General features: G+C 61.3%; 25 protein-coding genes. 20 read left to right on the top strand and 5 right to left on the bottom strand.

The annotated features are described in order from the left end of the window. Positions 1-110: 110 nt before the first annotated feature. From fhuB to G9X67_RS26740, 3 genes are read right to left on the bottom strand one after another with little or no spacing between them, the layout of a single operon-like run. Positions 111-2,081 carry a Fe(3+)-hydroxamate ABC transporter permease FhuB gene (fhuB, locus tag G9X67_RS26750; RefSeq protein WP_138334735.1) on the bottom strand — a complete coding sequence of 657 codons (1,971 nt, stop codon included), beginning with the start codon at positions 2,079-2,081 and terminating at the stop codon, positions 111-113. Next, complete coding sequence (locus G9X67_RS26745) at positions 2,081-2,959, bottom strand: iron-siderophore ABC transporter substrate-binding protein (protein ID WP_138334638.1); 879 nt, start codon at positions 2,957-2,959, stop codon at positions 2,081-2,083. Before G9X67_RS26745 ends, fhuB begins: the two co-directional genes overlap by 1 nt. Before the next feature lie 13 nt (positions 2,960-2,972). After that, entirely contained in the window at positions 2,973-3,767 is a 795-nt protein-coding gene (locus G9X67_RS26740; RefSeq protein ID WP_138334736.1) for an ATP-binding cassette domain-containing protein, read from the bottom strand. Positions 3,768-4,240: 473 nt separating this feature from the next. Between G9X67_RS26740 and G9X67_RS26735 the strand changes: the two genes are divergently transcribed. The 9 genes from G9X67_RS26735 to G9X67_RS26695 all read left to right on the top strand — a co-directional run bounded on the left by G9X67_RS26735 (position 4,241) and on the right by G9X67_RS26695 (position 12,853). After that, positions 4,241-4,510 (top strand): acylphosphatase, encoded by a 270-nt coding sequence (locus G9X67_RS26735; protein WP_171600091.1) that lies wholly within the window; start codon positions 4,241-4,243, stop codon positions 4,508-4,510. Between the two features lie 155 nt (positions 4,511-4,665). Next, positions 4,666-5,319 (top strand): Rieske (2Fe-2S) protein, encoded by a 654-nt coding sequence (locus G9X67_RS26730; RefSeq protein WP_171600090.1) that lies wholly within the window; start codon positions 4,666-4,668, stop codon positions 5,317-5,319. Further along, positions 5,316-6,161 (top strand): aromatic ring-hydroxylating dioxygenase subunit alpha, encoded by an 846-nt coding sequence (locus G9X67_RS26725; protein WP_171600089.1) that lies wholly within the window; start codon positions 5,316-5,318, stop codon positions 6,159-6,161. The genes G9X67_RS26730 and G9X67_RS26725 overlap by 4 nt, the downstream gene beginning before the upstream one ends. Continuing rightward, a complete protein-coding gene (locus G9X67_RS26720; protein WP_171600088.1) occupies positions 6,158-6,817 on the top strand; it encodes a glutathione S-transferase family protein in 660 nt (219 codons plus the stop codon). Before G9X67_RS26725 ends, G9X67_RS26720 begins: the two co-directional genes overlap by 4 nt. A 1-nt stretch (position 6,818) precedes the next feature. Continuing rightward, positions 6,819-8,198, top strand: a complete 1,380-nt coding sequence (locus G9X67_RS26715; RefSeq protein ID WP_138390089.1) for an amidohydrolase — start codon at positions 6,819-6,821, stop codon at positions 8,196-8,198. 25 nt (positions 8,199-8,223) lie between these two features. Further along, the gene (locus G9X67_RS26710; RefSeq protein ID WP_138390090.1) at positions 8,224-9,321 is read left to right on the top strand and encodes a BMP family ABC transporter substrate-binding protein; all 1,098 of its coding nucleotides are present in this window, start codon (positions 8,224-8,226) and stop codon (positions 9,319-9,321) included. A gap of 3 nt (positions 9,322-9,324) precedes the next feature. Continuing rightward, entirely contained in the window at positions 9,325-10,848 is a 1,524-nt protein-coding gene (locus tag G9X67_RS26705) for an ABC transporter ATP-binding protein (protein ID WP_138390091.1), read from the top strand. Then, on the top strand, positions 10,845-11,945 hold the full coding sequence (locus G9X67_RS26700) for an ABC transporter permease (RefSeq protein ID WP_138390092.1): 1,101 nt from the start codon (positions 10,845-10,847) through the stop codon (positions 11,943-11,945). Before G9X67_RS26705 ends, G9X67_RS26700 begins: the two co-directional genes overlap by 4 nt. Next, the gene (locus G9X67_RS26695) at positions 11,942-12,853 is read left to right on the top strand and encodes an ABC transporter permease (protein ID WP_138390093.1); all 912 of its coding nucleotides are present in this window, start codon (positions 11,942-11,944) and stop codon (positions 12,851-12,853) included. The genes G9X67_RS26700 and G9X67_RS26695 overlap by 4 nt, the downstream gene beginning before the upstream one ends. A gap of 36 nt (positions 12,854-12,889) precedes the next feature. Here G9X67_RS26695 and G9X67_RS26690 read toward each other — a convergent pair whose 3' ends face one another. Then, the gene (locus G9X67_RS26690) at positions 12,890-13,423 is read right to left on the bottom strand and encodes an NUDIX hydrolase (protein WP_171600087.1); all 534 of its coding nucleotides are present in this window, start codon (positions 13,421-13,423) and stop codon (positions 12,890-12,892) included. Positions 13,424-13,519: 96 nt separating this feature from the next. On the opposite strand from G9X67_RS26690, the gene G9X67_RS26685 reads away from it, so the two are divergent. The 5 genes from G9X67_RS26685 to G9X67_RS26665 all read left to right on the top strand — a co-directional run bounded on the left by G9X67_RS26685 (position 13,520) and on the right by G9X67_RS26665 (position 18,698). Further along, positions 13,520-14,164 carry a DUF47 domain-containing protein gene (locus G9X67_RS26685; RefSeq protein WP_017958149.1) on the top strand — a complete coding sequence of 215 codons (645 nt, stop codon included), beginning with the start codon at positions 13,520-13,522 and terminating at the stop codon, positions 14,162-14,164. Further along, the gene (locus G9X67_RS26680) at positions 14,164-15,168 is read left to right on the top strand and encodes an inorganic phosphate transporter (RefSeq protein WP_138390096.1); all 1,005 of its coding nucleotides are present in this window, start codon (positions 14,164-14,166) and stop codon (positions 15,166-15,168) included. The genes G9X67_RS26685 and G9X67_RS26680 overlap by 1 nt, the downstream gene beginning before the upstream one ends. A 458-nt stretch (positions 15,169-15,626) precedes the next feature. Continuing rightward, positions 15,627-16,940: a CmpA/NrtA family ABC transporter substrate-binding protein gene (locus G9X67_RS26675; protein ID WP_171600086.1), complete on the top strand. Its 1,314-nt coding sequence runs from the start codon at positions 15,627-15,629 to the stop codon at positions 16,938-16,940. 55 nt (positions 16,941-16,995) lie between these two features. Continuing rightward, positions 16,996-17,889, top strand: coding sequence for a nitrate ABC transporter permease (gene ntrB / locus G9X67_RS26670; protein ID WP_062944033.1), 894 nt, complete (start codon positions 16,996-16,998; stop codon positions 17,887-17,889). An 11-nt stretch (positions 17,890-17,900) separates the two neighbouring features. Then, entirely contained in the window at positions 17,901-18,698 is a 798-nt protein-coding gene (locus tag G9X67_RS26665; RefSeq protein ID WP_011654373.1) for an ABC transporter ATP-binding protein, read from the top strand. Between the two features lie 82 nt (positions 18,699-18,780). Here G9X67_RS26665 and G9X67_RS26660 read toward each other — a convergent pair whose 3' ends face one another. Further along, positions 18,781-19,455, bottom strand: coding sequence for a GntR family transcriptional regulator (locus G9X67_RS26660; RefSeq protein ID WP_138390098.1), 675 nt, complete (start codon positions 19,453-19,455; stop codon positions 18,781-18,783). A 340-nt stretch (positions 19,456-19,795) separates the two neighbouring features. Here G9X67_RS26660 and G9X67_RS26655 point away from each other — a divergent pair, with 340 nt between their 5' ends. The 6 genes from G9X67_RS26655 to atzD are packed head-to-tail and all read left to right on the top strand — an operon-like array spanning position 19,796 to position 25,794. Further along, positions 19,796-20,923 (top strand): BMP family ABC transporter substrate-binding protein, encoded by a 1,128-nt coding sequence (locus G9X67_RS26655; protein WP_138390099.1) that lies wholly within the window; start codon positions 19,796-19,798, stop codon positions 20,921-20,923. Positions 20,924-20,943: 20 nt separating this feature from the next. Next, positions 20,944-22,071 (top strand): ABC transporter permease, encoded by a 1,128-nt coding sequence (locus tag G9X67_RS26650; protein WP_171600085.1) that lies wholly within the window; start codon positions 20,944-20,946, stop codon positions 22,069-22,071. Next, positions 22,071-22,997: an ABC transporter permease gene (locus G9X67_RS26645; protein ID WP_171600084.1), complete on the top strand. Its 927-nt coding sequence runs from the start codon at positions 22,071-22,073 to the stop codon at positions 22,995-22,997. Before G9X67_RS26650 ends, G9X67_RS26645 begins: the two co-directional genes overlap by 1 nt. A gap of 12 nt (positions 22,998-23,009) precedes the next feature. Continuing rightward, positions 23,010-24,026: a formamidase gene (locus tag G9X67_RS26640; protein WP_171600083.1), complete on the top strand. Its 1,017-nt coding sequence runs from the start codon at positions 23,010-23,012 to the stop codon at positions 24,024-24,026. Between the two features lie 11 nt (positions 24,027-24,037). Next, positions 24,038-24,739, top strand: coding sequence for an isochorismatase family cysteine hydrolase (locus G9X67_RS26635; protein ID WP_171600097.1), 702 nt, complete (start codon positions 24,038-24,040; stop codon positions 24,737-24,739). After that, positions 24,739-25,794 carry a cyanuric acid amidohydrolase gene (atzD, locus tag G9X67_RS26630; RefSeq protein ID WP_171600082.1) on the top strand — a complete coding sequence of 352 codons (1,056 nt, stop codon included), beginning with the start codon at positions 24,739-24,741 and terminating at the stop codon, positions 25,792-25,794. The genes G9X67_RS26635 and atzD overlap by 1 nt, the downstream gene beginning before the upstream one ends.

Genomic DNA, 25,794 nt, shown 5'->3' with positions numbered 1-25,794 from the left:
GCGTCGTGGATGACCGCTTGTCTGCGGATCTTCGCTGACGGAGCAAAAACGCTCCTATTCATGGCGGACTTTCATCACCGCGATGACGCCCACCGCCCTGCGCGCAACCCTCAGCTGGCGCCGCGCTTCCGCATCATCAGCATTAAGAACGGCGCTCCGATGAGTGCGGAAACAAGACCGGCCGGGATCTGGTAGGGCGATACGATCGTGCGGCCGACGAAATCAGCCGCAACCATAAGCCCCCCTCCGATCAGAGCGGCGCCAACCATTTGCGGCAGCGCGCGCGCCAATCCCGCCTCGCGCGCAAGGTGAGGTCCCATGAGGCCGATGAACGACAACGGGCCAACCGTGAGCGTCGCGGCAGCCGTCAACAATCCTGCGAGGCCAAAGAGCGCAAATCGCGATTTTGCCAAGGGTATGCCGAGCGCCGCCGAAGGCGATGGCCCAAGAGGAAGGATGTCAAGCCAGCGGCGAGCGGCGAGAGAGACGGCAATCAGCACGGCGCCGAGCGCCACCTCCATTGCGGCGGTCGACCCCTCGATAAGATAGGTGGACCCGCTCATCCACCGCATCAGCAGAACTGCTCTCGGATCTCCCGTCGAGCTCAACACGCCGACGACAGCATCGACCATCGCGCTTAAGGCAATGCCCGCCAGCAGGACTCGTTCAGGCGCGAACGCCGATCGCCGGGAACTGGCGAAGATGACAAAAAGAACGCTGATCGCACCGGCCACGGCAAATGCAAATTGTCCGGAAAATCCTGGAGCGACGGCAAACAGGGCAATAGCAACACCGAAGGTCGCACCGGCACTGATTCCCAGAACTTCGGGACTTGCCATTTCGTTTCCGGTCAGTCGCTGAAGGATCGAGCCCGCGACCGCAAGCATGGCGCCCGATGTCAGGGCGGCGAGGATTTTAGGTATCCTGATCGCGAGGACATCGACCGAAAATTCGCCTGATGTAAAGGCCCAGCCGCCATTGACGTCGCGTCCGAGAAAAGCGCTGACCATCAACAGTACGAGCAGGCCGGCGGCCGCGATGATGACCGGCCGAGTTCCATCCCATCGACGTGGCCGTCTGAACGCCGGCGATTGCTGTAGTCTATGACGGAGCTTCAGCCGCGGCAGGAGCGCGAGAAGCAGCGGCGAACCGAAGATGGCTGTTACCGCCCCCGTCGGCAAAAAATCACCAAGTCCGCCGGCGACGAGTTGCAGGATGGAGTCGGCGAAGAACAGCAGTCCGGCGCCGATCAGGGGAGACCAGAGGATGAGCTGCGCGGGACGCCGTGCTCCGGACAATCGCGCAATCGTCGGCGCGACCAGTCCAATGAAACCAATCACCCCAACGGCGCTCGTGACAAATGCAGCAAGCGCGACGGCAAGGGCGACGACAACGAAACGCAGGCGGACCAATCTGACGCCGAGTGCCGTGGAACTGCTCTCGCCAAGATCGAGCAGCGAAAGCGGTCTCATCACGAAAGCGCAGCCGATGGCGATGACAGCTAACTTCCAAAGAAGCGACAGGGGAATGACCCAGCTTTGCTGTGCCAGCGAGCCGGCGCCCCAGATGAACAGGCTCGAGAGGTAGCGCTGGTTCAAATAGGTCAGGATGGCAGCGAGGCCGCCGCACCAAAGACTGAGAACCAGCCCCGACAAAACAAGCGAATAAGGCGAAAAACCACGGCGCGCGCCCAGGCTGACGACGATCGCGGCGGCGGTCGCACTGCCGATCAGAGCGACAAGATCGCGGCCGGCGCCAAGCAAGTCGGGAAGAAACAGCGATGTTACCACCAGCGCCAGGTTTGCTCCGGCCGACACGCCAAGGGTGGTAGGATCGGCGAGCGGGTTTCGCAAAACTTGCTGAAACAGCGCACCGGACAAGGCAAGCGCGGCTCCAGCAATCAGCGCTGTCGCAAGACGGGGAAGCGTCGAATAGGTGAACACCATTCGCGTGACATCGTAATCCGGTCGAGCCATTTCTGACATCGCAGGAGCGGCAAGAAACCACGATGCCACGCCTCCACCGCACATCAGGAGGAGGAGGACAATTGCTGGCCCGATATTGTCGCGGCGGGATACCATCAAGCGTCCTTTTCCAGAAGATCTGTCAAAAGGCCCGCGAAGCGCATGGCCTCGTTCACCATCCCGAACATCAGGGCTGGCGGCAGAATTGACAGATGGCCTGGACGCGCAAACGAAAGCCTGTTCCACAGCGGGCTCTGAGCGAGCTTTGGAAGAACGTCCGGAGGAATTGGCTCAAAGGCGATTAGACGCGCGTCCGGATCGGTGACCTTGGAGAGATCTTCAATCCCGATCGTTTCAAAGCCCCAGTAATTCGACTCTCTGGTCCAGGCGTTCCGGACACCGATGCGCTCGAGCACATTGTGGAACAGTCCGGGACTCGAGTAGATGCGGGCATGGCGGGCATCCATGAAATTCACCAGGGCGACCGGCGGCAGGTTCTTGCCCTCCAGGCGACTGCGGCATTGCGCAAAGAAGACGTCGGCGCGCGCGAGAAACTGCTCTGCTTCATTCTCACGGCCAAGCTCAACGGCCAATTTACGCGTCGCCGCGATGGCAGCGGTAAGAATAGGTCCAATGCCTGGCGTAAAGATTTCCAGCCGAACGACTTTCGCCACCGACTGCAGCTTGGGCAACAGCTCATCCAGGTAGGGTGTGGTCAAGATAATGTCGGGCTTCAGCGTGACGAGAATTTCAAAATTGACCTCGAACGCACTGCCGATATCGACGACGGATTTTGGCATCGGCGGCTCGACAACCCATCTGTCCCAATCGGCGAGGTCTGAAATCCCGACCGGAGGCAATCCGAGGGATAAAAGAGTGGACGCAAGGCCGTAGTCGAGACTGACGATCCTTGGGCCCATCGACTGTGCAAACAGCGGAGCTGGAATGAGTGAGGCCGCCGCGAAATGCAAAAAGGTGCGCCGCGAAACCCCCATTGATCGGCCGGCCTCAGCAAACATAGGCGAGCGGATAGGGCAGGTTGGGCGCGGAGATCACATCCATGTCGATCCCATAGATCTCTTGCAGCGTGTTCGGCGCGAGGATCGCGCTCGGCGTTCCGCTGGCAACCACGCGACCGCGTTTCAATGCATGGATCCGATCGCAGAAGCGGGCGGCCATGTTGATGTCGTGGAGAACGATGACGACACTCCTTCCACCCTCATGCGCCAAGCGTCGCACAAGTGAGAGCACCTCGACCTGATGAGCAACGTCGAGTGCCGCAGTCGGTTCGTCGAGCAACAGGCAGCGAGCATCCTGAGCGATCAGCATCGCAATCCAGGCCCGTTGCCGCTCACCGCCCGATAGTGTTCCCATGATACGGTCGGCGAACGTTTCGATATGCGTGGCTCGAAGGGCTTCCTCGACTTTCTCTTCATCGTTCTTGGTGAACCGGCCGAGCGCTCCGTGCCACGGATAACGACCGCATCCCACAAGCTCGCGGACCGTCATTTCCGATCCGGTCGTGACATCCTGGGGTAGATATGCGACCGAACGCGCAAAGGCGCGTTCGCTATACATCCTCAGATCCTGGTTCCCGTAAGAGATCGATCCAGTGCTCGGCGCAAGCTGACGAGCTAACATTTTGAGAAGACTGGATTTTCCGGAGCCGTTGTGGCCGACCAGCGCGACAACTTCTCCTGCCGGAAATTTAAGACTGACGTCGCAGAGAATTTCGTTCCGCTCTATCAGAAGACCTATATTTTCGGCGACAAAAGTTTCAGCCGTGCGAGGTGGATCTTGCATCGGGAGTATAGCCACGTGACATCCTTTAACCGGGTGATAGGTCGGTACTAAAGATGAGAGCGGCAATCAACTATTTTCGTTAGTCCTCCGCCTAGGTCCTCGTCATGCTCTTGCAAGCGGCCAACCTTTCGGCCAACAAGGCTGGCTCCTGTGCCGCCTTGCGTTAAAAGCGATTGAGGAAATGAGGAAGCAAGAATCCTCTCCGGCGTGCATGTTTCCGAGAAAATTTCGTGATTATCGTTATTTATCAGTTTGTTGACATACTCATCGCGACTCGTCCGAACGAGGTCTATCAACTCTAGATTGCGCAATATGGCATAAGCTGAATTATGGAACTTACTCGCTACTTGAATTCTCAGGATCTGCCGCGGCGCATATCCTCGCCTTGCGATAACTTCTTTCGTAAGTTCAATCAGGCGCTATGGTGCGGCAAGGCAAGGCGAGGCGAGGCGAGGCGAGGTCGAACAATCCTCATGACAGAACAAGATACCAGCCACCCCCTGGAGCGGATGACGATTGTCGGTGATCTCGAGGCTGCCTCCTTCGTTCCCTGGATCCGGCGCCACGCTGCCAAGCTTGGGCTCTCGCACACCATATCTCATGCGAGTTCCATGCGGATCGAACTTGAGGTTGCTGGGCCGGAAGAGCTGATCGACATGATGGAGATGGGATGCTCTCTCGGGCCTATCGACGTGTGGGTCGAGAGGATAGATCGAACGACGATCAGCGGCGAAAGGACCTAGTCCGGGCTGTGGCGTATTTCACCCGTGCATATTATTTACTCAATGTTGCCAATGCGAAATAATTATGCAAACCTGATAAGGTTGCGGCGGAATTGCCTCGGCGCCGACGTGGGACTTGATCGGCAAGCATTTGGTTTTGTTTGGGAATTCTAGTCATGCCTTCCGATACGACGGGCTTTTGGACGCCAGTCGCCCTCTCCCGGGATTTGCCGGCCGGAACCGTCATGCCGGTGCGGACGGCAGCCGGATCGATTGCCCTGTGGCGCAGCGCTTCGGGGCGCATATCGGCATCGGCGGATCGCTGTCCGCATCGCGGCATGCGCCTGTCTCACGGCTTCGTGCGCGGCGAGGCGCTCTCCTGCATCTATCACGGGTGGAGCTATGGCCAGGCCGGAAACTGTCTCCGCATCCCCGCCCATCCGGGGCTGACACCACCGGAAACCATCCGCGTCGCCACCCATGATGTCGAGGAAGCGGACAGCGTGATCTGGGTGGCCGTGGGCACGCCCGCATCGAAGCCGCCGGGGCTCGAGGGCCTCATTCCCCTGCGCTCGCTGACGGCGTTCGCCGGCATCGCCGCGATCGAGGCGGCGGCCGGCGGCAAGGCGAGCCCTGATGGTCTTGTCGAGTTCGATGCATCCACCGGGACCATCTGTCTGCTATTATCCGCCCAAGAAGACGGACAGACGCTGATCCATGTGCTGCTGAAGGGTGACACCGGCCTTGCTGCGGGCATCGGCGCTTCACGGGCCGCCGAAAGCCTGCGCCGCCGGGCTGAGGGTCTTCAGAAAAAGGAGATCGCGCAATGACCATGCAGGCGATGATCGATGAATGGTATCCGGTCGGGCTTTTCAGCCAGCTCGACAGCGCCAGCCGCAAGACGGCGCTGATGGGCGAGCCGATCGACGTGGCGCGCGATGCCGATGGCAATGCGAGGGTGACGGGCGGCGATGGCCGCGTTCTGCCGGTGCGTGTGCGTTACGGTCATGTCTGGTCCTCCCTCGGCCAGCCGAAGAAGGACCTTTTCCCCATTCCCGAGGCAGATCAGCCCGGTCGCCGCTTCGTCGATGTCGGCGTGGTGCGGGTGCGCTGCTCGCCGCTGCGCGCCGTCGAGAACTTCCTCGATATCGCCCATTTCCCCTTCGTCCACACCGATATTCTCGGCGCGGAGCCGCATACAGAGGTCCAGAACTACAAGGTCGAGATCCGCGAGGAGGAAGACGAGGTCTGGGCAACGCAGGTGAAATTCTACCAGCCGCAGGCCGCCAAGTCGGCAAGCGGCGGGATCACGACGGAATACATGTACCGCGTGCCGGCGCCCACCTGCTCCGTACTTTACAAGACCTGCCCGCCGCGCCCGAGCGAATGGGATGTCATCACGCTCTTCGTGCAGCCGCTGGCCGAAGACCTCTGCGACGTCTGGCCGTGGATGGCGCTCTTCGACGACGAAACCGCGATGACCGACCTCATTCATTTCCAGCAGACGATCTTTCTGCAGGACCGTTCGATCCTCGAAAACCAGATCCCGCGGCTGCTGCCGCTCGACCCCGGCATGGAAATTCCGACGCGGGCCGATCTGACATCGATCGCTTACCGGCGCTGGCTGAAGCGCCACAACTATACCTACGGCGCACAGCTGGTGGCGCAATGAAGCTCTACGACTACATTCTCTCGCCCAGTTGCTACAAGGTGCGCCTGATGGCGGCGCTGACCGGCGTGAAGCTTGACCTGCGCCCGGTGGATTTCCATCCCGGCGCCGAGCATCGCGGCCCCGAGCTGCTTGCGCTCAACCCGGCAGGCTCCATTCCGATCCTGGAAGATGGGGATCTGATCCTGACGGAATCGTCGGCGATCCTCGTCTATCTCGCCGCCAAGGCAGCACCCGAATGGCTCGGCAGTGGTAAGGCCGAGGAAGCGGCGCGGGTGCAGCAATGGCTGTCGTTCTCCGGCCGGCTGACGGCAAGCCTCGGGGCAGCGCGACTCCATGAAATGCTGTTGCGGCCGGGCGATATCGGCGCGCTGCAGGCCCAGGGCATCGCCGCGCTTCGCGAGCTTGAAGCTGGGCTTGTCGAGCAGGGCCTTCGCGGCATGCGCTTCCTCGCCGCCGACCGGGCGACAATTGCCGACATCGCCTGCTTTCCCTATGTGGCACTGGCTCCCGATGGCGGCGTTACGCTGGATGCTTATCCCGCGATCCGGCTCTGGTCGCGGGCGCTGCGCGCCCTCGACAAATTTATCGAAATGCCTGGTATCCACCGGCTGCACGAGTTGAAGCCCGAACCTCATATCGAACCGGGCGAGGCGTGACATGGCTGGCTATCTCCTGAAGAACTGCGCAGCCGTGATTGTCGACGAGGGCAAGGGACCGGCCGTCCATCGCAATGTCGATCTCCTTACCAACGGTCCGGCGATCCTGGCGATCGGCGAAAATCTGGCGGCGGACGCACTGCCTGCCGGCACGACCGTTCAGGATGCTGCGGGCTGGTTTGTCTATCCGGGTCTCGTCAACACCCACCATCACTTCTTCCAGTGCTTCGTGCGCAACCGCGCCGATCTCGACTGGACGAAGCTCTCGGTGATCGAGTGGCTGGACCGCATCTACCCGATCTTTTCGCAGCTCAACGAGGAATGCTTTTACCACTCCTCCGTCACGGCGATGGCCGAGATGGTCAAGCACGGCTGCACCACAGCCTTGGATCATCAGTACAATTTCCCCCGGCACGCCGGAAAGCGGTTGATCGACCGCCAGTTCGAAGCGGCCGAACTGCTCGGCATGCGTTTCCATGCCGGCCGCGGCGGCAATACCCTGCCGAAGTCGGAAGGCTCGACCATTCCCGACGAGATGCTGGAAACGACCGACGAATTCATCGCTGACTGCGCCCGGCTGATCGACACCTATCACGATACCAGCCCCTTCAGCATGCGCCAGGTCGTGGTCGCCCCCTGTCAGCCGGTCAATTGCTACCGCGAGACTTTCCTGGAATCGGTGGCACTGGCGCGCGATCGCGGCGTCATGATGCATACCCATGTCGGCGAAGGCGAAAGCCCGGTCATTCAGGCGCGCCACGGCATGCGCACGGTCGACTATCTGGAAGAACTTGGCTTTGCCGGGCCTGATACCTTCTATGCCCATTGCTGGGAGCTGACCCACGACGAGCTCAGGAAGATGGCGGCCAGCGGCACCGGTGTCGCGCATTGCCCGGAACCGGTCTATCTGGTCGGCGCTGAGGTCACCGACATTCCCGCCATGGCAGCCTTCGGCCTGCGCGTCGGCCTCGGCTGCGACGGTGCTGCCTCCAACGACAATTCCAACCTGATGCACTGCCTGCATTCCGCTTACATGCTGCAATGCCTCGTCGCCTCCGGCCGCGCCCATCCCGTGCCGCCGCCGGTCGATTTCCTCGGCTACGGCACGACAGGGGGTGCCAGTCTGCTCGGCCGACGCGATATCGGCCGGCTGGCGCCCGGCATGGCCGCCGACCTGTTTGTGATCGACACCCGCCGTATGGATTATGTTGGCACGCGGCACGATCCGCTGAGCCTGATTGCCCGCGTCGGTATCGGTATGGCGACTGACATGACCATGATCAATGGCCGCATCGTCTGGCAGAAGGGCGAATTTCCCGGGCTCGACGAAGCCAAGCTGTCAGCCGATGCCGAGGCCGCACTATCCGCCGTGGAATTTTAAAAAACCAAAAGAGGGAACTGAGAACATGACCAAACTGACCCGCAGAAACCTGATGACGGCCGCTGCCGCCACCGGCCTTGCCGGCGTACTCGGCAGCCGCCTTGCTTTGGCGGCCGACGAGCCGCTCGGCATCACGCTGGTAATCCCCTCGCCCGTCGGCGACGTTGGCTGGGGGCATGCGCTTGCCGCCGGTCTCGAGCCGATCAAGGCCGCTTACGGCGACAAGGTGAAGGTCACCGTGCTTGAGAATATCGCGGAAGGCCCGGACGCCGACCGCATCATGAACAAGACCGTCGCCGACGGAAACAAGTTCCTGATCGCCGGCTCTTTCGGCTATCAGAACGGCGCCCTGCAGATCGCCCGCCGCGATCCGAGCGTCACGGTCCTGCACGCCTCCGGCTTCCAGGTCGCTCCGAACTTCTCGCCCTTCGCCGCCAAATATTTCCAGGGTACCTACCTGCTCGGCATGGCTGCGGCAGCACTTTCCAAGACCGGCAAGCTCGGCTCTGTCTCCGCCTTTGCCATCCCTGAGCTCATTACCTCGATCAACGCCTTTACGCTCGGCGCCCAGGCCGTCAAACCCGATATCGAGGTCTCGGTGGTCTGGGTGAACTCATGGTTCGATCCGGCCAAGGAGCAAGAAGCCGCCAAGGCTCTGATCGCGCAGAAGTGCGACGTGATCTTCTCCAACGCCCAGGACACGCCGTCTGTCATCTCGGCCTGTGAGGAAGCCGGCGTCTACGCCTTCAATCTCAATTCCTCGATGAAGAAATATGCGCCGAAGACCTATCTCGGCTGTATCGCGACGGACTGGTCGCCGTTCTTCAAGGCTTCGGTCGATGCCCACCTCGCCGGCACGTTCAAGGGCGCCAATACGTTCCTCGGCGTTGCCGACAAGGTCGTCGAAGTGGTCGACTGGAACCCGGATATTCCGGCTGACGTGATGACCAAGATCAAGGAGATCGAGGTAAAGATCGCCGACGGCAGTTTCTCGCCCTTCACCGGGCCGATCGCCAAGGCCGACGGCAGTGAAGGTGTCGCATCGGGCGTAACCATGGCCGACCCCGAGATCATCGCCATGAACTGGCACGTCAAGGGCGTGTCCACGCCGCTGCCGAAATAAGTCATGACCACCCCGCTCCTGTCGCTGCGCGGCATTTCGAAGAGCTACGGCCAGATCCATGCCAATCAGGCCATCGATCTGGACGTGGCGTCGCAATCGATCCATGCGATCCTCGGGGAAAACGGGGCGGGAAAATCGACGCTGATGAAGCTGATCTACGGCGTCGAGCAACCGGACGACGGAGAGGTCGTCTGGGAAGGAGAACCCTTGCGCCTTGCCTCCCCTGCCGAGGCAAGGCGCCACGGTATCGGCATGGTCTTCCAGCATTTCTCGCTGTTCGAGACCCTGACCGTCCTGGAGAATATTCGGCTGGTCGTGCCGGGCCGCAAGGCTGAGCTCAAGGAACGCATTCGGACGCTTGGACGGGAATTCGGCCTCGAAGTCGACCCGCTTGCCCATGTGCATGCGCTGTCCGTCGGCGAGCGGCAACGGGTGGAGATCATCCGAAGCCTGATGACCAACCCGAAACTGCTGATCCTCGACGAGCCCACCTCCGTCCTGCCGCCGCAACTGGTGGAGAAGCTCTTCGACACGCTGCGACGACTGCGCGACGGCGGCGTTTCCATCCTGTTGATCTCCCACAAGCTCGAAGAAATCCGGGCGATCTGCGACCGGGCGACGATCCTGCGCGGCGGACGCGTAACCGGGGATGTCGACCCGCGTGAACATGATGCCCATGACCTTGCCCGCATGATGATCGGCCATGACATGCCGGCGCCGATGGCGGCGCTGCCACTGTCTGGTGGCGAAAAGCGGCTGGAGATCATCGGTTTGGACTATCAGCCCGACGATCCCTTCGCGGTGCCGCTCTCCGGCATCAGCCTCGAGGTTCGTGCCGGCGAAATCCTCGGGATCGCCGGTATTTCGGGCAACGGCCAAGGCGAGCTTGCCGCGTTAATTTCAGGCGAGACGGTGCTGGGGCGCGACCAACGCGACCGGATCTACATGATGGGGATGGATGTCGGCAGGCTCGATGCCGCCGCGCGGCGGACGCTCGGATTTGCCTTCGTTCCGGAAGACCGGCTCGGACGCGGCGCCGTGCCCGAAATGTCGCTCGTCCTCAACAGCCTGCTGACGGCCCATCCGCTCAAGCTTTTGCGGCACGGTCTCGTCGACAGGGGGCGGGCGACGTCGTTCACCGATGATTGCATCCGCCAGTATGATGTGCGCACTCCCGGCCCGGATGCGGAAGCTGGCACCCTGTCGGGCGGCAATCTGCAGAAGTTCATCGTTGGTCGCGAAATCATGCTGTCTCCCAAATTGCTTTTCCTGGCGCAACCGACCTGGGGCGTCGATATCGGCGCCGCATCCGCCATCCGCAGCCGTCTGGTCGCATTGCGCAATCGGGGCATGGCGATCCTCGTCATTTCCGAGGAGCTGGAAGAACTGTTCGAGCTCTGCGATTCCATCCAGGTGCTGCATCACGGCCGGCTCAGCCCGCCGCTCGCAACGCGGGACACGAAGCCCGAGGAGATCGGCCGATACATGATCGGGGCACAAGCCTCGCCCGAGAAAGTCCATATATGAGCGCTTGGTCCCTTGCTTTCGTTCCCACCCTGGTCCGCCGGGAGCGCGCCTCGCTTGCCGCGGCCCTGTGCGCACCTGTCATAGCGCTCGGGGGAGCGATCACACTTAATCTCGGCCTCTACGTTTTGATGGGCCGCGACCCTGTCGCGGTTGTCTATGCGATGCTTTTTGAGCCCTTCCTTTCCTGGGCGTCATTTTCGGAAGTGCTTTTGAAGGCAGGTCCGCTCCTGCTCATCGCCCAAGGACTGGCGATCGGCTTTCGCGCCAAGGTCTTCAACATCGGCGCCGAAGGCCAGTTCATTCTTGGCGCGATCTTCGCCTCTGCCATTCCGGTCTGGTTTCCCCAGGCAACAGGCCAATGGATCTGGCCGGCGATGCTGTTGCTCGGCGCCATCGGCGGCGCCCTCTGGGCTTCTCTCACCGCCTTCTGGCGCGTACGCCTCAATGCCAACGAGATCCTCGTTTCTTTGATGCTGAGCCTCGTTGCGGCGCAGCTGCTGAACTATTTGCTGCTCGGCCCCTGGAAAGATCCGAATGGCTTCAACTTCCCCCAGTCGGTGATGTTTCAGTACGATGCGATGGTGCCGACCCTGATCGCCGGTACCCGCGTCAATGTCTCATTCCTCATCACGCTCGCTTTGTCTGTTGCAGCCTGGGTCTTCATGCAGAGGAGCTTCATCGGTTACAAGCTGCAGGTCGGCGGTCTGGCGCCGCGGGCTGCCGGCTATGCCGGCTTCAAGGAAGGTTGGGCGATCTGGCTTTCGCTGCTGATCGGCGGTTTTGCGGCCGGTCTTGCCGGTGCCGCCGAAGTCGCCGGTCCGCTCGGCCAGCTGCAGCGTTCGGTCGCGAGCGGTTATGGCTATGCGGCCATCATCGTCGCCTATCTCGGCGGCCTGCATCCGATCGGCATCGTGGTCTCGGCGCTGGTCATGGCGGTCATCTATATCGGTGGCGACAATGCCATGGTCTCGGCCAACCTGCCGATCGCTGCCGTCCGTGTCTTCCAGGGCAGCCTGCTGCTCGCCTACCTAATCGCCGTCGCCTTCGTGCGCTATCGCCTTGAACGGCGCCGCGCCGCTCACCGGAGCCCATCATGAACGCCATCGAGTTCATTCTTGCCGGCATGCTCGCGGCTGCGACCCCGTTTCTTCTGGCAGCCCTCGGCGAAATGGTGGCCGAGCGCGCCGGCGTCCTCAACCTCGGGGTCGAGGGATTGATGGCCTTCGGTGCCGTGCTCGCCTTCATTATCGTCTACCAGGGCGGCGGACATCTCCTGGGATTCGTCGTCGCCGGGCTCGGCAGCGCTGTCCTTTCACTGCTCTTTGCCTTCGTCACCCTTGGATTCCGGGCAAACCAGGTGGCGGCGGGCCTTGCCATCGGCATTCTCGGCCAGGGCCTTTCCGCGCTTTTCGGCAAGACCTATGAAAGCCTCACGGTCAGGGGACTTCCGAAGCTCGCCCTTCCCGGGCTTTCGGAATTGCCGGTTATCGGTGGCCTTTTCGTCCAGGACATCGTCGTGTGGATTTCACTCGCCGCGACGCTGGCTTTGTGGGCGATATTTGCCTACAGCAAGATTGGTCTTATCGTCCGCGCCGTCGGCGAGAACCCGAAGGCCGCTCACGCCATCGGCTATTCGGTGATATCAGTCCGCGTCCTCGCCATCGCCTTCGGCGGTGCGATGGCTGGTTTCGCCGGCGCCTATGCGTCGGTGGTCTATACACCGCTCTGGGCCGACGGGATGATCGCCGGGCGCGGCTGGATCGCGATTGCCCTCGTCGTCTTCGGGACTTGGCTCACCGGCCGCATCTTTCTCGGCGCCTGCCTTTTCGGTGCGGTCTCGCTGATGGGGCTTGCTGCCCAGGCAACCGGACTGGACGTTCCCTCGCAGCTGCTCTCGAGCCTGCCATATCTCGTCACGATCATCGTGCTCGGCATCATCTCCGCCGACCGCCGCCTGCTGAAACTGAATGGCGTTGCTTCGCTCGGCGAACCATTCGAGCGATAAAAGACGCGCGGCGCTGCAACGTGCCGGCGAAGAAGGTCAGCCGAGATCAGGCTTTTTTCGGCCGTGCGCTTCAAATTGGACGAGCAGCGACTTGAGTTCGATCTCGCGAACGCGGCGTGCCGCTTCATCCGGGCTGACCCATTCGAGAATACGCTGACCCCGCTCCTTGAAATTGCCGCTGATGTCCGTGACTTCAATCTGAAACATGTCGACGATACAGGGCGCCACATCGCCATTGTCGAGTTCTTTCAGATAGGTATAGCGGCCGACCGGTTTCTTCTTCACTACCCCGCGCACGCCTGCCTCCTCCCAGGCCTCGATTGCTGCTGCTTCGAAAGGCTTTTTCCCTTTCATCGGCCACCCTTTCGGGATGACCCAGCGCCCGCTCTCGCGCGATGTGATCACCAGGATTTCGACCTCGGATCCGGCATCGCCGTGGCGGAAGCAAAGTGCGCCGTATTGTTGACGGAATGCACCGGCGAACAGCGTTTCAGGAACAGCAGCGAGCTGCCGCAGCAGTGGCTGGGATTTGTCCGGTCGAGGCTTCCTGCTTTTTTTGCTCGGTGTCATAACGAATGAATTGCCGAATTTGCTTGTTGCTTCAATTGCCTGGGCGTGTTTATGACAGATTTATGACAATCGGCCGCACGAGGAAGGTTCCCAGGCATGATGAGCATTTTTCGCAAGCTGATGCCACGGGAAGACAGATTCTTTGAGATGTTTTCCAAGCACTCGAAGACTGTCGTTGCCGCCGCGCATGCCCTCGATCAACTCCTGAAGGGCAATGACGTTGAGAAAAACTGCGAACGCATCGTCACATTGGAAAACGAGGCCGACGATGTCACGCGTGAGGTTCTTCTTGCCGTTCGACGAAGCTTCATCACGCCCTTCGACCGGGGTGACATCAAGGACCTTATTCAGTCGATGGATGATGCGATCGACATGATGCACAAGGCAGTCAAGACGATCCGTTTGTTCGAACAATCGAGCTTCGATCCGCTCATGCAGCAGATGGGCAGCGAAATCGTCAAGGCGGCAAACCTTGTCGCGGAAGCGATACCTCTCCTCGACAGATTGGGAGCCAATGCGCAGCGTCTCACGGCCATCGCGGAGGAAGTCACCCGAGTGGAGGGACGTTCCGATGAGCTCTACGACCAGGGTTTGAAGGATCTGTTCTTGCGTCATGGCGCCAGCGGCAATGCGATGGCCTACATGATCGGAAGCGAAATCTACGGAGAACTGGAGAAAGTCGTCGACCGCTTCGAGGATGTCGCCAATGAAATCAGCGGCATTCTCATCGAGAACGTCTGATGGATGCCTCCCTCGCTCTGCCGCTGCTGGTCGGCCTGGTCGCTATCGCCCTGTTCTTCGACTTTCTCAATGGTCTGCATGACGCGGCCAATTCGATCGCCACGATCGTCTCGACCCGCGTCCTGCGGCCACAATATGCCGTCGCCTGGGCGGCGTTCTTCAATTTCATCGCATTCCTGTTCTTCGGCCTGCATGTCGCCGAGACACTGGGGACCGGCATCATCGATCCTGCGATCGTTTCGCCACAAGTGATCTTCGCAGCACTCATGGGCGCGATCATCTGGAATATCATCACCTGGATTTTCGGGATTCCGTCGAGCTCGTCGCATGCGCTTGTCGGTGGGCTGGTGGGGGCTGGTCTCGCAAAGGTGGGCTTCAACTCGATCGTCTGGAACGGCCTTCTAAAAACCGTCGGTGCTATTTTCGTATCGCCAGCCATCGGCTTTCTGCTTGCCCTGGTGCTGGTGCTCGCAGTCTCCTGGCTATTCGTCCGGCAAACACCGTTTGCGGTGGATCGCACATTTCGCATCATGCAGTTCGTATCCGCTTCGCTCTACTCGCTGGGCCACGGCGGAAACGATGCGCAGAAGACGATGGGCATCATCGCGGTGCTCCTGTTCAGCCAGGGATATCTTGGCCCGACATTCTACGTGCCTTTCTGGGTGGTCATTACCTGCCAGTCGGCAATGGCTCTCGGTACGCTCTTTGGCGGATGGCGGATCGTTCATACCATGGGGTCGAAGATCACCCGGCTCAACCCCATGCAAGGTTTCTGCGCGGAGACCGGCGGAGCGTTGACACTCTTCGGAGCGACCTGGCTCGGTATTCCCGTTTCGACGACGCATACCATCACCGGAGCTATCATCGGAGTGGGCGCGGCTCGTCGTGTCTCAGCCGTGCGCTGGGGATTGGCCGGCAACATCGTGATCGCCTGGATCATCACGATGCCGGCGGCTGCAGCAATATCCGCGGCGTTCTACGGCCTCGTATCTTTGCTGCAATGAAGATGGCGAGGCAATCGCCACTTGCCCTTCCCGCCTGAGTTTTGCCGCCGGCAAATACCGACGAATAATGTGGGCAGAATCCGCTCTGCGGTCTGCGTCATCGCGACTTCCATATTGCGTGCACTGCACAAATAGAGCGCTACCAAGGCTGCGATTACGTTAGCAATCGCACAAAGCAGAAGCAGAAAATAGCAAAGCCTAAGAAATAGGCATTCGTCAATTCTTCGCATTTCTCCTTTTGCTTCATGCCGTTACCATCACCTTTCGAAATTGGCACGCTGATTGCAGGTTCAGATGCGCATCGGTCAACGGCGACCGGGGCGGATAGGCGCGGCATAAGCGCCTACATTAGACACCGACGTCGCAAGGTCTTTGCTCCGGGATACTCCCATCCCCTGGACGCAATTTCCGGCGGCGTTTTTTTGTGTCCAGATTCAGCCAGCAGAGGGAACCTGCGCATGACAAAGAATTTGCAGACTGGGATTTCGACAAGCGGCATTACCCGCCGCAGCATGCTTAAGACGACCGCAGCGGCTGCCCTCATCGGCGCCGTCAAGGCTGCCTTTCCGTCCGGCGCCTTCGCAGCCGGAGCAGGCCCTGAGGTGCAGGGTGTCAAGCTCGGCTTTATCGCTCTCACCGATTCCGCACCGTTGATCATCGCCAAGGAAAAGGGCTTTTTCGACAAGCATGGCCTTCCGGAAACGGATGTGGCCAAACAGGCATCCTGGGGTGCGACCCGCGACAATCTCGTGCTGGGCGGCGCAGCAAACGGCATCGACGGTGCGCATATCCTGTCGCCGCTCCCCTATCTCATGCATACCGGCAAGGTGACGCAGAACAATAAGCCGGTGCCGATGGCTATCCTCGCGCGGCTCAACCTCGACAGCCAGGGTATTTCCGTCGCCAAGGAATATGCCGACACCGGCGTGCAGCTGGATTCCTCCAAGCTGAAGGCGGCATTCGAGAAAAAGAAGGCGGAGGGCAAGGAGATCAAGGCCGCCATGACCTTCCCGGGCGGCACCCATGACCTTTGGATTCGCTACTGGCTCGCCGCCGGCGGCATCGATCCGAACAAGGACGTTTCGACCATCGTCGTGCCGCCGCCGCAGATGGTTGCCAACATGAAGGTCGGCAACATGGACGTCTTCTGTGTGGGCGAACCGTGGAACGAGCAGCTCGTCAACCAGGGCATCGGCTTTACCGCAGCCACCACCGGCGAACTCTGGAAGGGTCATCCTGAAAAGGCGCTCGGACTGCGCGCCGACTGGATCGAACAGAATCCCAATGCTGCCAAGGCCCTGCTGATGGCCGTCATGGAGGCGCAGCAGTGGTGCGAAAGCATGGACAACAAGGCGGAGATGGCTGACATTCTCGGCAAGCGCCAATGGTTCAACGTTCCGACGAAGGACGTGCTCGGCCGCCTCAAGGGCGACATCAATTATGGCAACGGCCGCGATGTCAAAGCCACCGACCTCTATATGAAGTTCTGGAAAGACGGCGCCTCCTATCCGTTCAAGAGCCACGATACCTGGTTCATGACGGAAAACATCCGCTGGGGAAATCTGCCGGCGAGCACCGACGTCAAGGCGCTGGTCAACCAGGTGAACCGCGAAGACATCTGGCGCGAGGCCGCCAAGGATCTCGGCGTCGCGGCGGCCGATATTCCCGCATCGTCTTCTCGCGGCAAGGAGACTTTCTTCGACGGCAAGGTCTTCGACCCTGAAAATCCCTCGGCCTATCTCGACAGCCTTTCGATCAAGGCTGTCTCCTGACCCGCTCCGGCGCGCGACGGCGCGCCGGCCTTTCATTCACGTGAGGAGCACGTTGATGTCCGCCCTGGCAAATAAAGAAAATCCCTCCACGGCCGCCTCTGCCACGCTGGCGGCAAAGGTTCTGCCATTTTCCGGCAAGCACGGATCGCGGATCGATTTTCGTCGAGCGGCACTGACCGCCCTTCGCAATGTCGTTCCGCCAGTCGTCGTGCTGGCACTCATCCTGCTCGTCTGGCAGGTGCTCTGTTCGTCGGCGGATGCGTCTTTGCCCTCGCCGCATCGGGTCTGGCAGGATAGCTATGACCTGATCGCCTATCCGTTTTTCAACTACGGCTCCCAGGATATCGGGCTCGGCTGGCGCGTGCTCATTTCGCTGCAGCGCGTTCTCTATGGCTTTGGGCTTGCCGCGGTCACAGGCGTCATCATCGGTGCGATCATCGGCCAGTCGGTCTGGGCGATGCGTGGCCTCGATCCGATCTTCCAGGTGCTGCGCACGGTTCCGCCGCTCGCCTGGCTGCCGCTTTCGCTCGCAGCCTTCCAGGATTCCAACCCCTCGGCGATCTTCGTGATCTTCATCACGTCGATCTGGCCGGTGATCATCAACACCGCCGTCGGCGTGCGTAATATCCCGCAGGACTACCGCAATGTCGCCGAGGTGCTGCGCCTCAACCAGTTCGAGTTTTTCTGGAAGATCATGCTGCCTTCGGCAGCGCCTTACATCTTCACAGGCCTCAGGATCGGCGTCGGCCTGTCCTGGCTCGCCATCGTCGCGGCCGAAATGCTGACGGGCGGCGTCGGCATCGGCTTCTTCATCTGGGACGCATGGAACTCGTCGCGCCTTCCGGACATCATCGTCGCGCTCGCCTATATCGGCATCGTCGGCTTCGCCCTCGACAAGCTGGTGGCAGCACTCGGCAAACTCATCACCCGCGGCGCCATGGCCAACTGAGGAACGCACCTATGAACGCCTATCTGAAGCTCGACCATATCGACAAACATTTCGATCGGGGCGGCGTGCGCGCCGAGGTCCTGAAGGACATCAACCTGACGATTTCCGCAGGCGAATTCGTCTCGATCATCGGCCATTCGGGCTGCGGCAAGTCCACCCTGCTCAACCTCATCGCCGGCCTGACCCCGGTTTCGGCAGGCGCCGTGCTCCTTGAAAACCGTGAGGTCAACGGACCCGGTCCGGAGCGTGCCGTCGTCTTCCAGAACCACTCGCTGCTGCCCTGGCTGACGGTCTACGAGAACGTCAATCTCGCCGTCTCCAAACTCTTCAGCCGAACGAAGACCAAGGCCGAGCGGCATGAGTGGGTGATGGCCAACCTCGACCTCGTGCAGATGGCGCATGCAAGGGATAAGCGGCCTTCGGAAATTTCAGGCGGCATGAAACAGCGCGTCGGCATCGCCCGCGCGCTTGCAATGGAGCCGAAGATCCTGCTGCTCGACGAACCCTTCGGCGCGCTCGATGCACTGACCCGCGCTCATCTGCAGGACGCGGTGATGGAGATCCACGCTCGCCTCGGCAACACGATGGTGATGATCACCCATGATGTCGATGAGGCGGTGCTGCTGTCCGATCGCATCGTGATGATGACCAACGGCCCGGCAGCCCGCATCGGCGAAGTGCTCGATGTGACCATGCCCCGTCCCCGCCATCGCATCGAACTCGCCTCCGACCGGACATATCTCAAATGCCGTGAAGCCGTGCTGAAGTTCCTCTACGAACGCCACCGCTTCATCGAAGCGGCGGAGTAGAGACCGGAAATAACCTCGGCGTTTGTCGGTCGTGGTTTTCTCGCCTTCGTAGCGGCGCCTGATTTCGGGCGTCGCGCCCCTTTTACTCCCCGGGCGTTGCAAAGACCGCGCTAGCATCGCTGACAATTTCCACATGGGAATATGCCGCCTGCCCCGCGGCGGCGGCGTCCGCGCGCATGATCGCAGTGACGATCCGGCCGTGCTCCTCATAGGATTTTGCCAGACGCCCGGGCAGGCGGAACTGCGCCCGCCGAAAAGGCGCGAGCCGCGCCCGTGTCTGGGTCACCATCTCGAAGACATGATCATTATGCGCGCCGTGATAAAGCCGGGTGTGAAATTCGGTATTGTGAGCCGAATATTCTTCTTCCGCGCCGGCATGCACGAGCCTCACCGATCCCCGATGTTCCAACTCCAGCGCGCGCCGTTCATCGACCGTCATACGCTCGGCCGAGAGCCTGGCGCAGATCGCTTCGAGTTCCGCCATCGCCTCGAACATCGAATGCAGATAGGCTTCGGTGACATTGGTCACGATGGCACTGCGGTTCGGCTCGCGCGCAATCAATCCCATGGCGCCCAGCTCACGCAGAGCCTCGCGCACCGGCGTGCGCGAAACGTCGAAACGAACCGCGAGCGACACCTCGTCCAACTTCGCGCCCGGCAGGATTTCACCCGTGACGATCATGTCGGCAATCGCCCGCACCATCTGTTCGACGGTGGTTCCGGTACGGATCACTTCTCTGCGCCTAGTCTGCTTCACGATACGAATCTGCTCACCTCAATACTCTGCATACAGATGACGTTCGAGACTCGATAAGTCAAATCGGGGGGCGAAGATATTGTTAAATTTTCGCTTTCTGATGCACGAGATACCTCGGGTAACTCGACTTTGTGCCAACCACGCAGTCATAATGAACAAGAAATATCTATTGATTACTTTTTGCGCAAGAATTCGATCAATCTGTATGCACTTTGCAATGCGCAAATCTTACTGGAACGGATAAACTATAAAAAACAACAGATTAATTTCTGGCACGTGCATTGCATGCACTTTTCTGTACCCGTTCACAACCGGCCCAGCGCCGCAAGGAGCATTTCCGATGACCAAACTCCTTTCCATGAACCGCCGCAAATTTCTCCAGGCTTCCGCTGCCGGTGCGCTTGCCGGCGCCATGCCGGGCCTGATCGCCTCCTCCGCCGCAGCCCAAACCGCGCTGACCGTCGGCTTCATCTATGTCGGCCCCAAGGACGACTACGGCTACAACCAGGCGCATGCCGAAGGTGCGGCCGTCATCAAGGCGATGCCTGGTGTGACGCTGGTCGAAGAAGAGAACGTGCCGGAGACCGTCGACGTCCAGAAGACGATGGAATCCATGATCAACCTGGATGGCGCGACCCTGCTCTTTCCGACCTCCTTCGGCTACTTCGACCCACACATGCTGGCCGTGGCCGCCAAACATCCCGACATCCAGTTCCGCCACTGTGGCGGCCTCTGGCAGGAAGGCAAGAACCCGGCCAATACGGGCTCCTACTTCGGCTATATCTTCCAGGGCCAGTATCTGAACGGCATTGCCGCCGGCCATGCGACGAAGAGCAAGAAGATCGGCTTCGTTGCCGCCAAGCCGATCCCGCAGGTTCTGCAGAATATCAACGCCTTCCTGCTTGGCGCGCGCACAGTCGATCCTGGTATCACCTGCCAGGTGATTTTCACCGGCGAATGGTCGCTCGCCGTCAAGGAGGCCGAAGCCACCAATGCGCTGGTCGACCAGGGCGCCGACGTCATCACCTGCCACGTCGACAGCCCCAAAGTGGTCGTCGAGACGGCTGCCGGCCGCGGCGCCTTCGTCTGCGGCTATCACGCCAACCAGAGCCCGCTTGCTCCTGAAAAATACCTCACCGGCGCCGAATGGGCCTGGGGCAACGTCTACAGCGACTTTGTCAAGAAGGCGCAGGCCGGCGAAAAGCTCGGCAATTTCGTGCGTGGCGGCCTGAAGGACGGCTTCGTGAAGATGAGCGCGCTTGGCCCCGGTGTTTCCGCCGAGGGCCGCAAGGCCTTCGAAGCCACGCAGGCCGACATGATGAAGGGCGGCTTCTCGGTCTTCAAGGGACCGTTGAAGGACAACAAGGGCGACACCGTCGTGGCTGCCGACAAGAGCTACGCCGAAGACGCGATCGAGCTCGAAAGCATGAATTATCTGGTCGAGGGCGTCGTCGGGTCCACGGCCTAAACCGCGAAGGGAGAAACGCCATGACCATCGAGGCCAATAATCCCGCAATAGCCATCGTGGAAAAACCGGCTTCCCTGCGCCCGGTCCTCGAATGGATCGCGCGGCGGGCCGAGCCTGTTGTCATCGGCCTCGCGGCCATCCTGATCGGTCTTGCGCTCTTCTCCCTCTTCATCCTGGCGGTCGGCAAGTCGCCGGCCACCCTCTTCCAACTGATGTACACCGGCGGCTTCGGCAGCTGGTTTTCGGTGCAGAACAGCTTAAGTCGTGCCGCACCCCTTCTCCTGACGGCACTCTGCGTCGCCCTGCCCGCCCGTCTCGGCCTCGTCATCATCGGCGGGGAAGGAGCGGTCGTGCTGGGCGGCGTTGCCGCCGCAGCCATGGCTCTGCCGCTCGCCGGCACCGCGCCCGTCTTCCTCACCCTCATTCTGATGGCGATCGCCGCCATGGTGGTCGGTGGCATCTGGATCGGCCTTGCCGGTTTCCTGCGCCACTATCGCGGCGTCAACGAAACCATCTCGTCGCTGCTGCTCTCCTATATCGCCATTGCCCTGATGAACCAGTTCGTCGAAGGGTTGCTGCGCGATCCGGCAAGCCTCAACAAGCCGTCGACCAGACCGCTGCCGGCGGAATATATGCTCGGCAATATTCCCGGCATGGACGTGCATTGGGGCCTGGTCATCGGCATCCTCGCCTGTGTGGTCTCCTGGATCGTGATCGAGGCCACGAGCTACGGTTTTGCCGCCCGCATCGCCGGCGGCAACGTGCGCGCCGCCCAGATCCAGGGACTGCCGGTCGGAAAGCTGATCGTCGGATTTACCGCGCTTGCCGGCAGTTTTGCCGGCCTGGCGGGCATGATCGAAGTGGCGGCGGTGCAGGGAAGCGCCAATGCCTCGCTTGCCGCCGGCTATGGTTATACCGGCATCCTCGTCGCCTTCCTCGCCAGACACAATCCGCTGGCGATCATTCCAGTGGCGATCCTGCTCGGCGGCATCGACGCCTCGGGCGGCCTCATCCAGCGGCGCATGGGCCTGCCGGATGCGACGGTTCTGGTGCTGCAGGGCACGCTCTTCATCGTCATTCTGTTCTGCGAGACCTTCTATGGCCGCTTCAAGATCTTCAATCCCGACCTCTGGAAAAGGAGCCTCTGATGGAAGAGACAGGCATCGGCATCTGGGGCGTGCCGCTGGCGATCTTCGCAGGCGCCATCCGCGTTTCCACCCCCTTCATCTTCGTCAGCCTTGGCGAGGCGATCACCGAACGCTCCGGCCGCATCAATCTCGGCCTGGAAGGCACGCTGGTCTTCGGCGCCATGACGGCCTATGCGGTGGCCGTCATCACTGGCTCGCCCACCCTCGGCGTGCTGGCCGCAATGGTGGCGGGCGCGATCTTCGGCCTCATCCACGGCTGGATCTGCAAGTTCCCGAAGGTCAACGACATCGCCATCGGCATTGCCATGATGCAGTTCGGTCTCGGCATGGCGTTCTTCCTCGGCAAATCCTTCATCCAGCCGGTGGCGCCGAAACTGCCCTCGATCGCGCTCGGCGGCTGGTCGAGCACTCGGCAGATCCAGGCGGCGCTCAATATCAACGTGCTGTTCTTCATCGGCGCGGCACTTGCCCTCTTCCTGTTCTGGGCCTTCAAGAATACCAGGATCGGCCTGATCCTGCGCGTTGTCGGCGATAGCACCGACGCGGCCCGGGCCATGGGCATCCACCCGGACCGGGTTCGCTTGCTGGCGACGGCAGTGGGCGGCTCGCTGGCGGCAATCGGCGGCGCCTATCTCTCGCTCTATTATCCGGGCTCCTGGAACGAAGGCATCTCGTCGGGTCAGGGCCTGATGGCCGTGGCCCTCGTCATCTTCGCCCGATGGAACCCGATCGGCTGTTTCCTGGCCGCCCTGCTTTTCGGCGGTGCCGGCGCGCTCGGCCCGGCGCTGCAATCGGTCGGCGTCACACAAGGCTACTACCTTTTTTACGCCGCGCCTTACGTGCTCACCCTCATCATCCTGATTGCCACCTCCTCGCCCACCCGTTCGCTCGCCGGTGCGCCGGGTGCGCTGTCGCTCACGAAATAACGGAGCTTTCCGATGAACGGACTTGGTGGTCTCAACAAATCCGAACACGGCGTCGGCATCGGCCTCGTTCAGCTCCAGCTGCCGGTGACCGTCACCAAAGCGGACTTGGCAAAGCAGACGCAGGTGATCGTCGATCTGGTGGCCAAGGCACGGCGCAACCAGCCGGGCATGGACCTCGTCATCTTTCCCGAATACGCGCTGCATGGCCTCTCCATGGACATCAATCCGGAGATCATGTGCACGCTCGACGGGCCGGAGGTCGCTGCGTTCAAGCAGGCCTGCAGCGACAACCGGATCTGGGGCTGCTTCTCGATCATGGAGCTCAATCCCGGCGGCATGCCCTATAATTCCGGCATCGTCATCGACGACCAGGGCGAGCTGAAGCTCTATTATCGCAAGATGCATCCCTGGATCCCCGTCGAGCCCTGGGAGCCCGGCAATCTTGGCATCCCTGTCATCGAGGGCCCGCGGGGCGCCAAGCTTGCGCTGATCATCTGCCATGACGGCATGTTCCCGGAGATGGCGCGCGAATGCGCCTATAAGGGCGCCGAAATCATGATCCGCACCGCCGGCTACACGGCGCCGATCCGCGATGCCTGGCGCTTCACCAATCAGGCCAACGCCTTCTGCAACCTGATGGTTACCGCGAATGTCTGCATGTGCGGCTCGGACGGCACCTTCGATTCCATGGGTGAAGGCATGATCTGCAATTTCGACGGCACGATCATCGCCCACGGCACCTCCGGCCGCGTCAACGAGATCATCACCGCCGAGGTGCGTCCCGATCTGGTGCGCGAGGCCCGGCTCGGCTGGGGGGTGGAGAACAATATCTACCAGTTCGGCCATCGCGGCTATGTCGCCGTCGCCGGCGGCGCGCAGGATGCGCCCTACACCTACATGCACGACCTTGTCGCCGGCAAATACCGCCTGCCATGGGAAGACGAGGTAAAGGTCAAAGACGGCACGTCCTGCGGATTTGACAAGCCGATGCGCCGTTACGGCGAACCCCTCAAACCTGCCGCGGAATAGGAGAGAGAATGATGGACGCGATGGTCGACACCAAGGGGCATTTTATCGACGCCGATCCGTATCCGTGGCCCTATAACGGCGCTCTGCGGCCTGATAACACCGCCCTCATCATCATCGACATGCAGACCGACTTCTGCGGCAAGGGCGGCTATGTCGACCACATGGGCTACGACCTGTCGCTGGTGCAGGCGCCGATCGAACCGATCAAACGTGTGCTGGCCGCCATGCGGGCCAAGGGCTACCACATCATCCACACCCGCGAGGGCCACCGCCCCGACCTCGCCGATCTGCCGGCCAACAAACGCTGGCGCTCGCAGCGCATCGGCGCCGGCATCGGCGATCCCGGCCCCTGCGGCCGTATCCTGACGCGTGGCGAACCCGGCTGGGACATCATACCCGAACTCTACCCGATCGAAGGCGAGACGATCATCGACAAGCCCGGCAAGGGTTCGTTCTGCGCCACCGACCTCGAACTCATCCTTAGCCAGAAGCGCATCGAGAACATTATCCTCACCGGAATCACCACCGATGTCTGCGTCTCGACGACGATGCGCGAGGCAAACGACCGCGGCTACGAATGCCTGCTGCTGGAAGACTGCTGTGGTGCGACCGACTACGGAAACCACCTCGCCGCCATCAAGATGGTGAAGATGCAGGGCGGCGTCTTCGGCTCGGTCTCCAATTCCGCGGCTCTAGTCGAGGCGCTACCCTGATGCCGTCATTGCGTGCCCATGTCTTTCGCGTGCCAGCCGACGGCCCCGATGACGTTGCCGGCGTCGAGGCGCTCTTTGCCAGCGGCCTTCAGGCGAACGACGTCGTCGCCGTTCTCGGCAAGACGGAAGGCAACGGCTGCGTCAATGATTTTACCCGCGGTTATGCCACCCGCAGCTTCGAGACATTGTTCAGTAGATATGGCGTCGACGGCGTCTCGATCATCATGTCCGGCGGCACCGAGGGGGCGCTCTCGCCGCATTGGACGGTTTTTGCGCGTGAAACAGTAGAAACCCCGGGCGAACGGGCGCTGGCCATTGGTGTGTCGCGTACCCCCGCGCTGCCCCCCGAACATCTCGGGCGCCGGGAACAGATCCTGCTCGTTGCCGAAGGCGTGAAGTCCGCGATGAGGGATGCTGGCATCGATGATCCCGCCGATGTCCATTTCGTGCAGATCAAGTGTCCGCTGCTCACCTCGCGCCGGATTGCCGAGGCCGAGGCAGCAGGCAGGGCGGTCGCAACCCACGACACGCTGAAATCCATGGGCCTCTCGCGCGGCGCTTCGGCTCTCGGCGTCGCCGTGGCACTCGGCGAGATAGATGCGACATCGATCAACGATGCCGACATCTGCACACGTTTCGATCTCTTTTCCCGCTGCGCCTCAACCTCGTCCGGGGTCGAACTCACCGATCACGAAATCATCGTCCTCGGCATGAGCGCAAAATGGTCCGGTCCGCTGTCGATCGACCACGCGGTCATGCGGGATGCGATCGACGCGCATTCCGTTAGGAAAGCCCGCGAACGCCTGCCGGAAAACAGCCGGCTGGCGGCGGTTCTCGCCAAGGCCGAGCCGGACCCGTCCGGCAGGATCGGCGGCAGGCGCCACACGATGCTCGATGACTCGGATATTGCAGGCACCCGCCATGCCCGTGCCTTCGTCGGCGGCGTTCTCGCCGGCATCTTCGGCATTACCGATCTCTATGTGTCCGGCGGCGCCGAACACCAGGGTCCGCCCGGCGGTGGTCCCGTCGCCATCATCGTCGAAAAGGAGCAATGA

It is taken from the genome of Rhizobium sp. WYCCWR 11152 (assembly GCF_013087615.1).
In the GTDB taxonomy this organism is placed as follows: Bacteria; Pseudomonadota; Alphaproteobacteria; order Rhizobiales; family Rhizobiaceae; genus Rhizobium; species Rhizobium indicum.
Note: the sequence above shows the minus strand (reverse complement) of the source record. Positions and strands in the feature narration are given on the sequence as shown.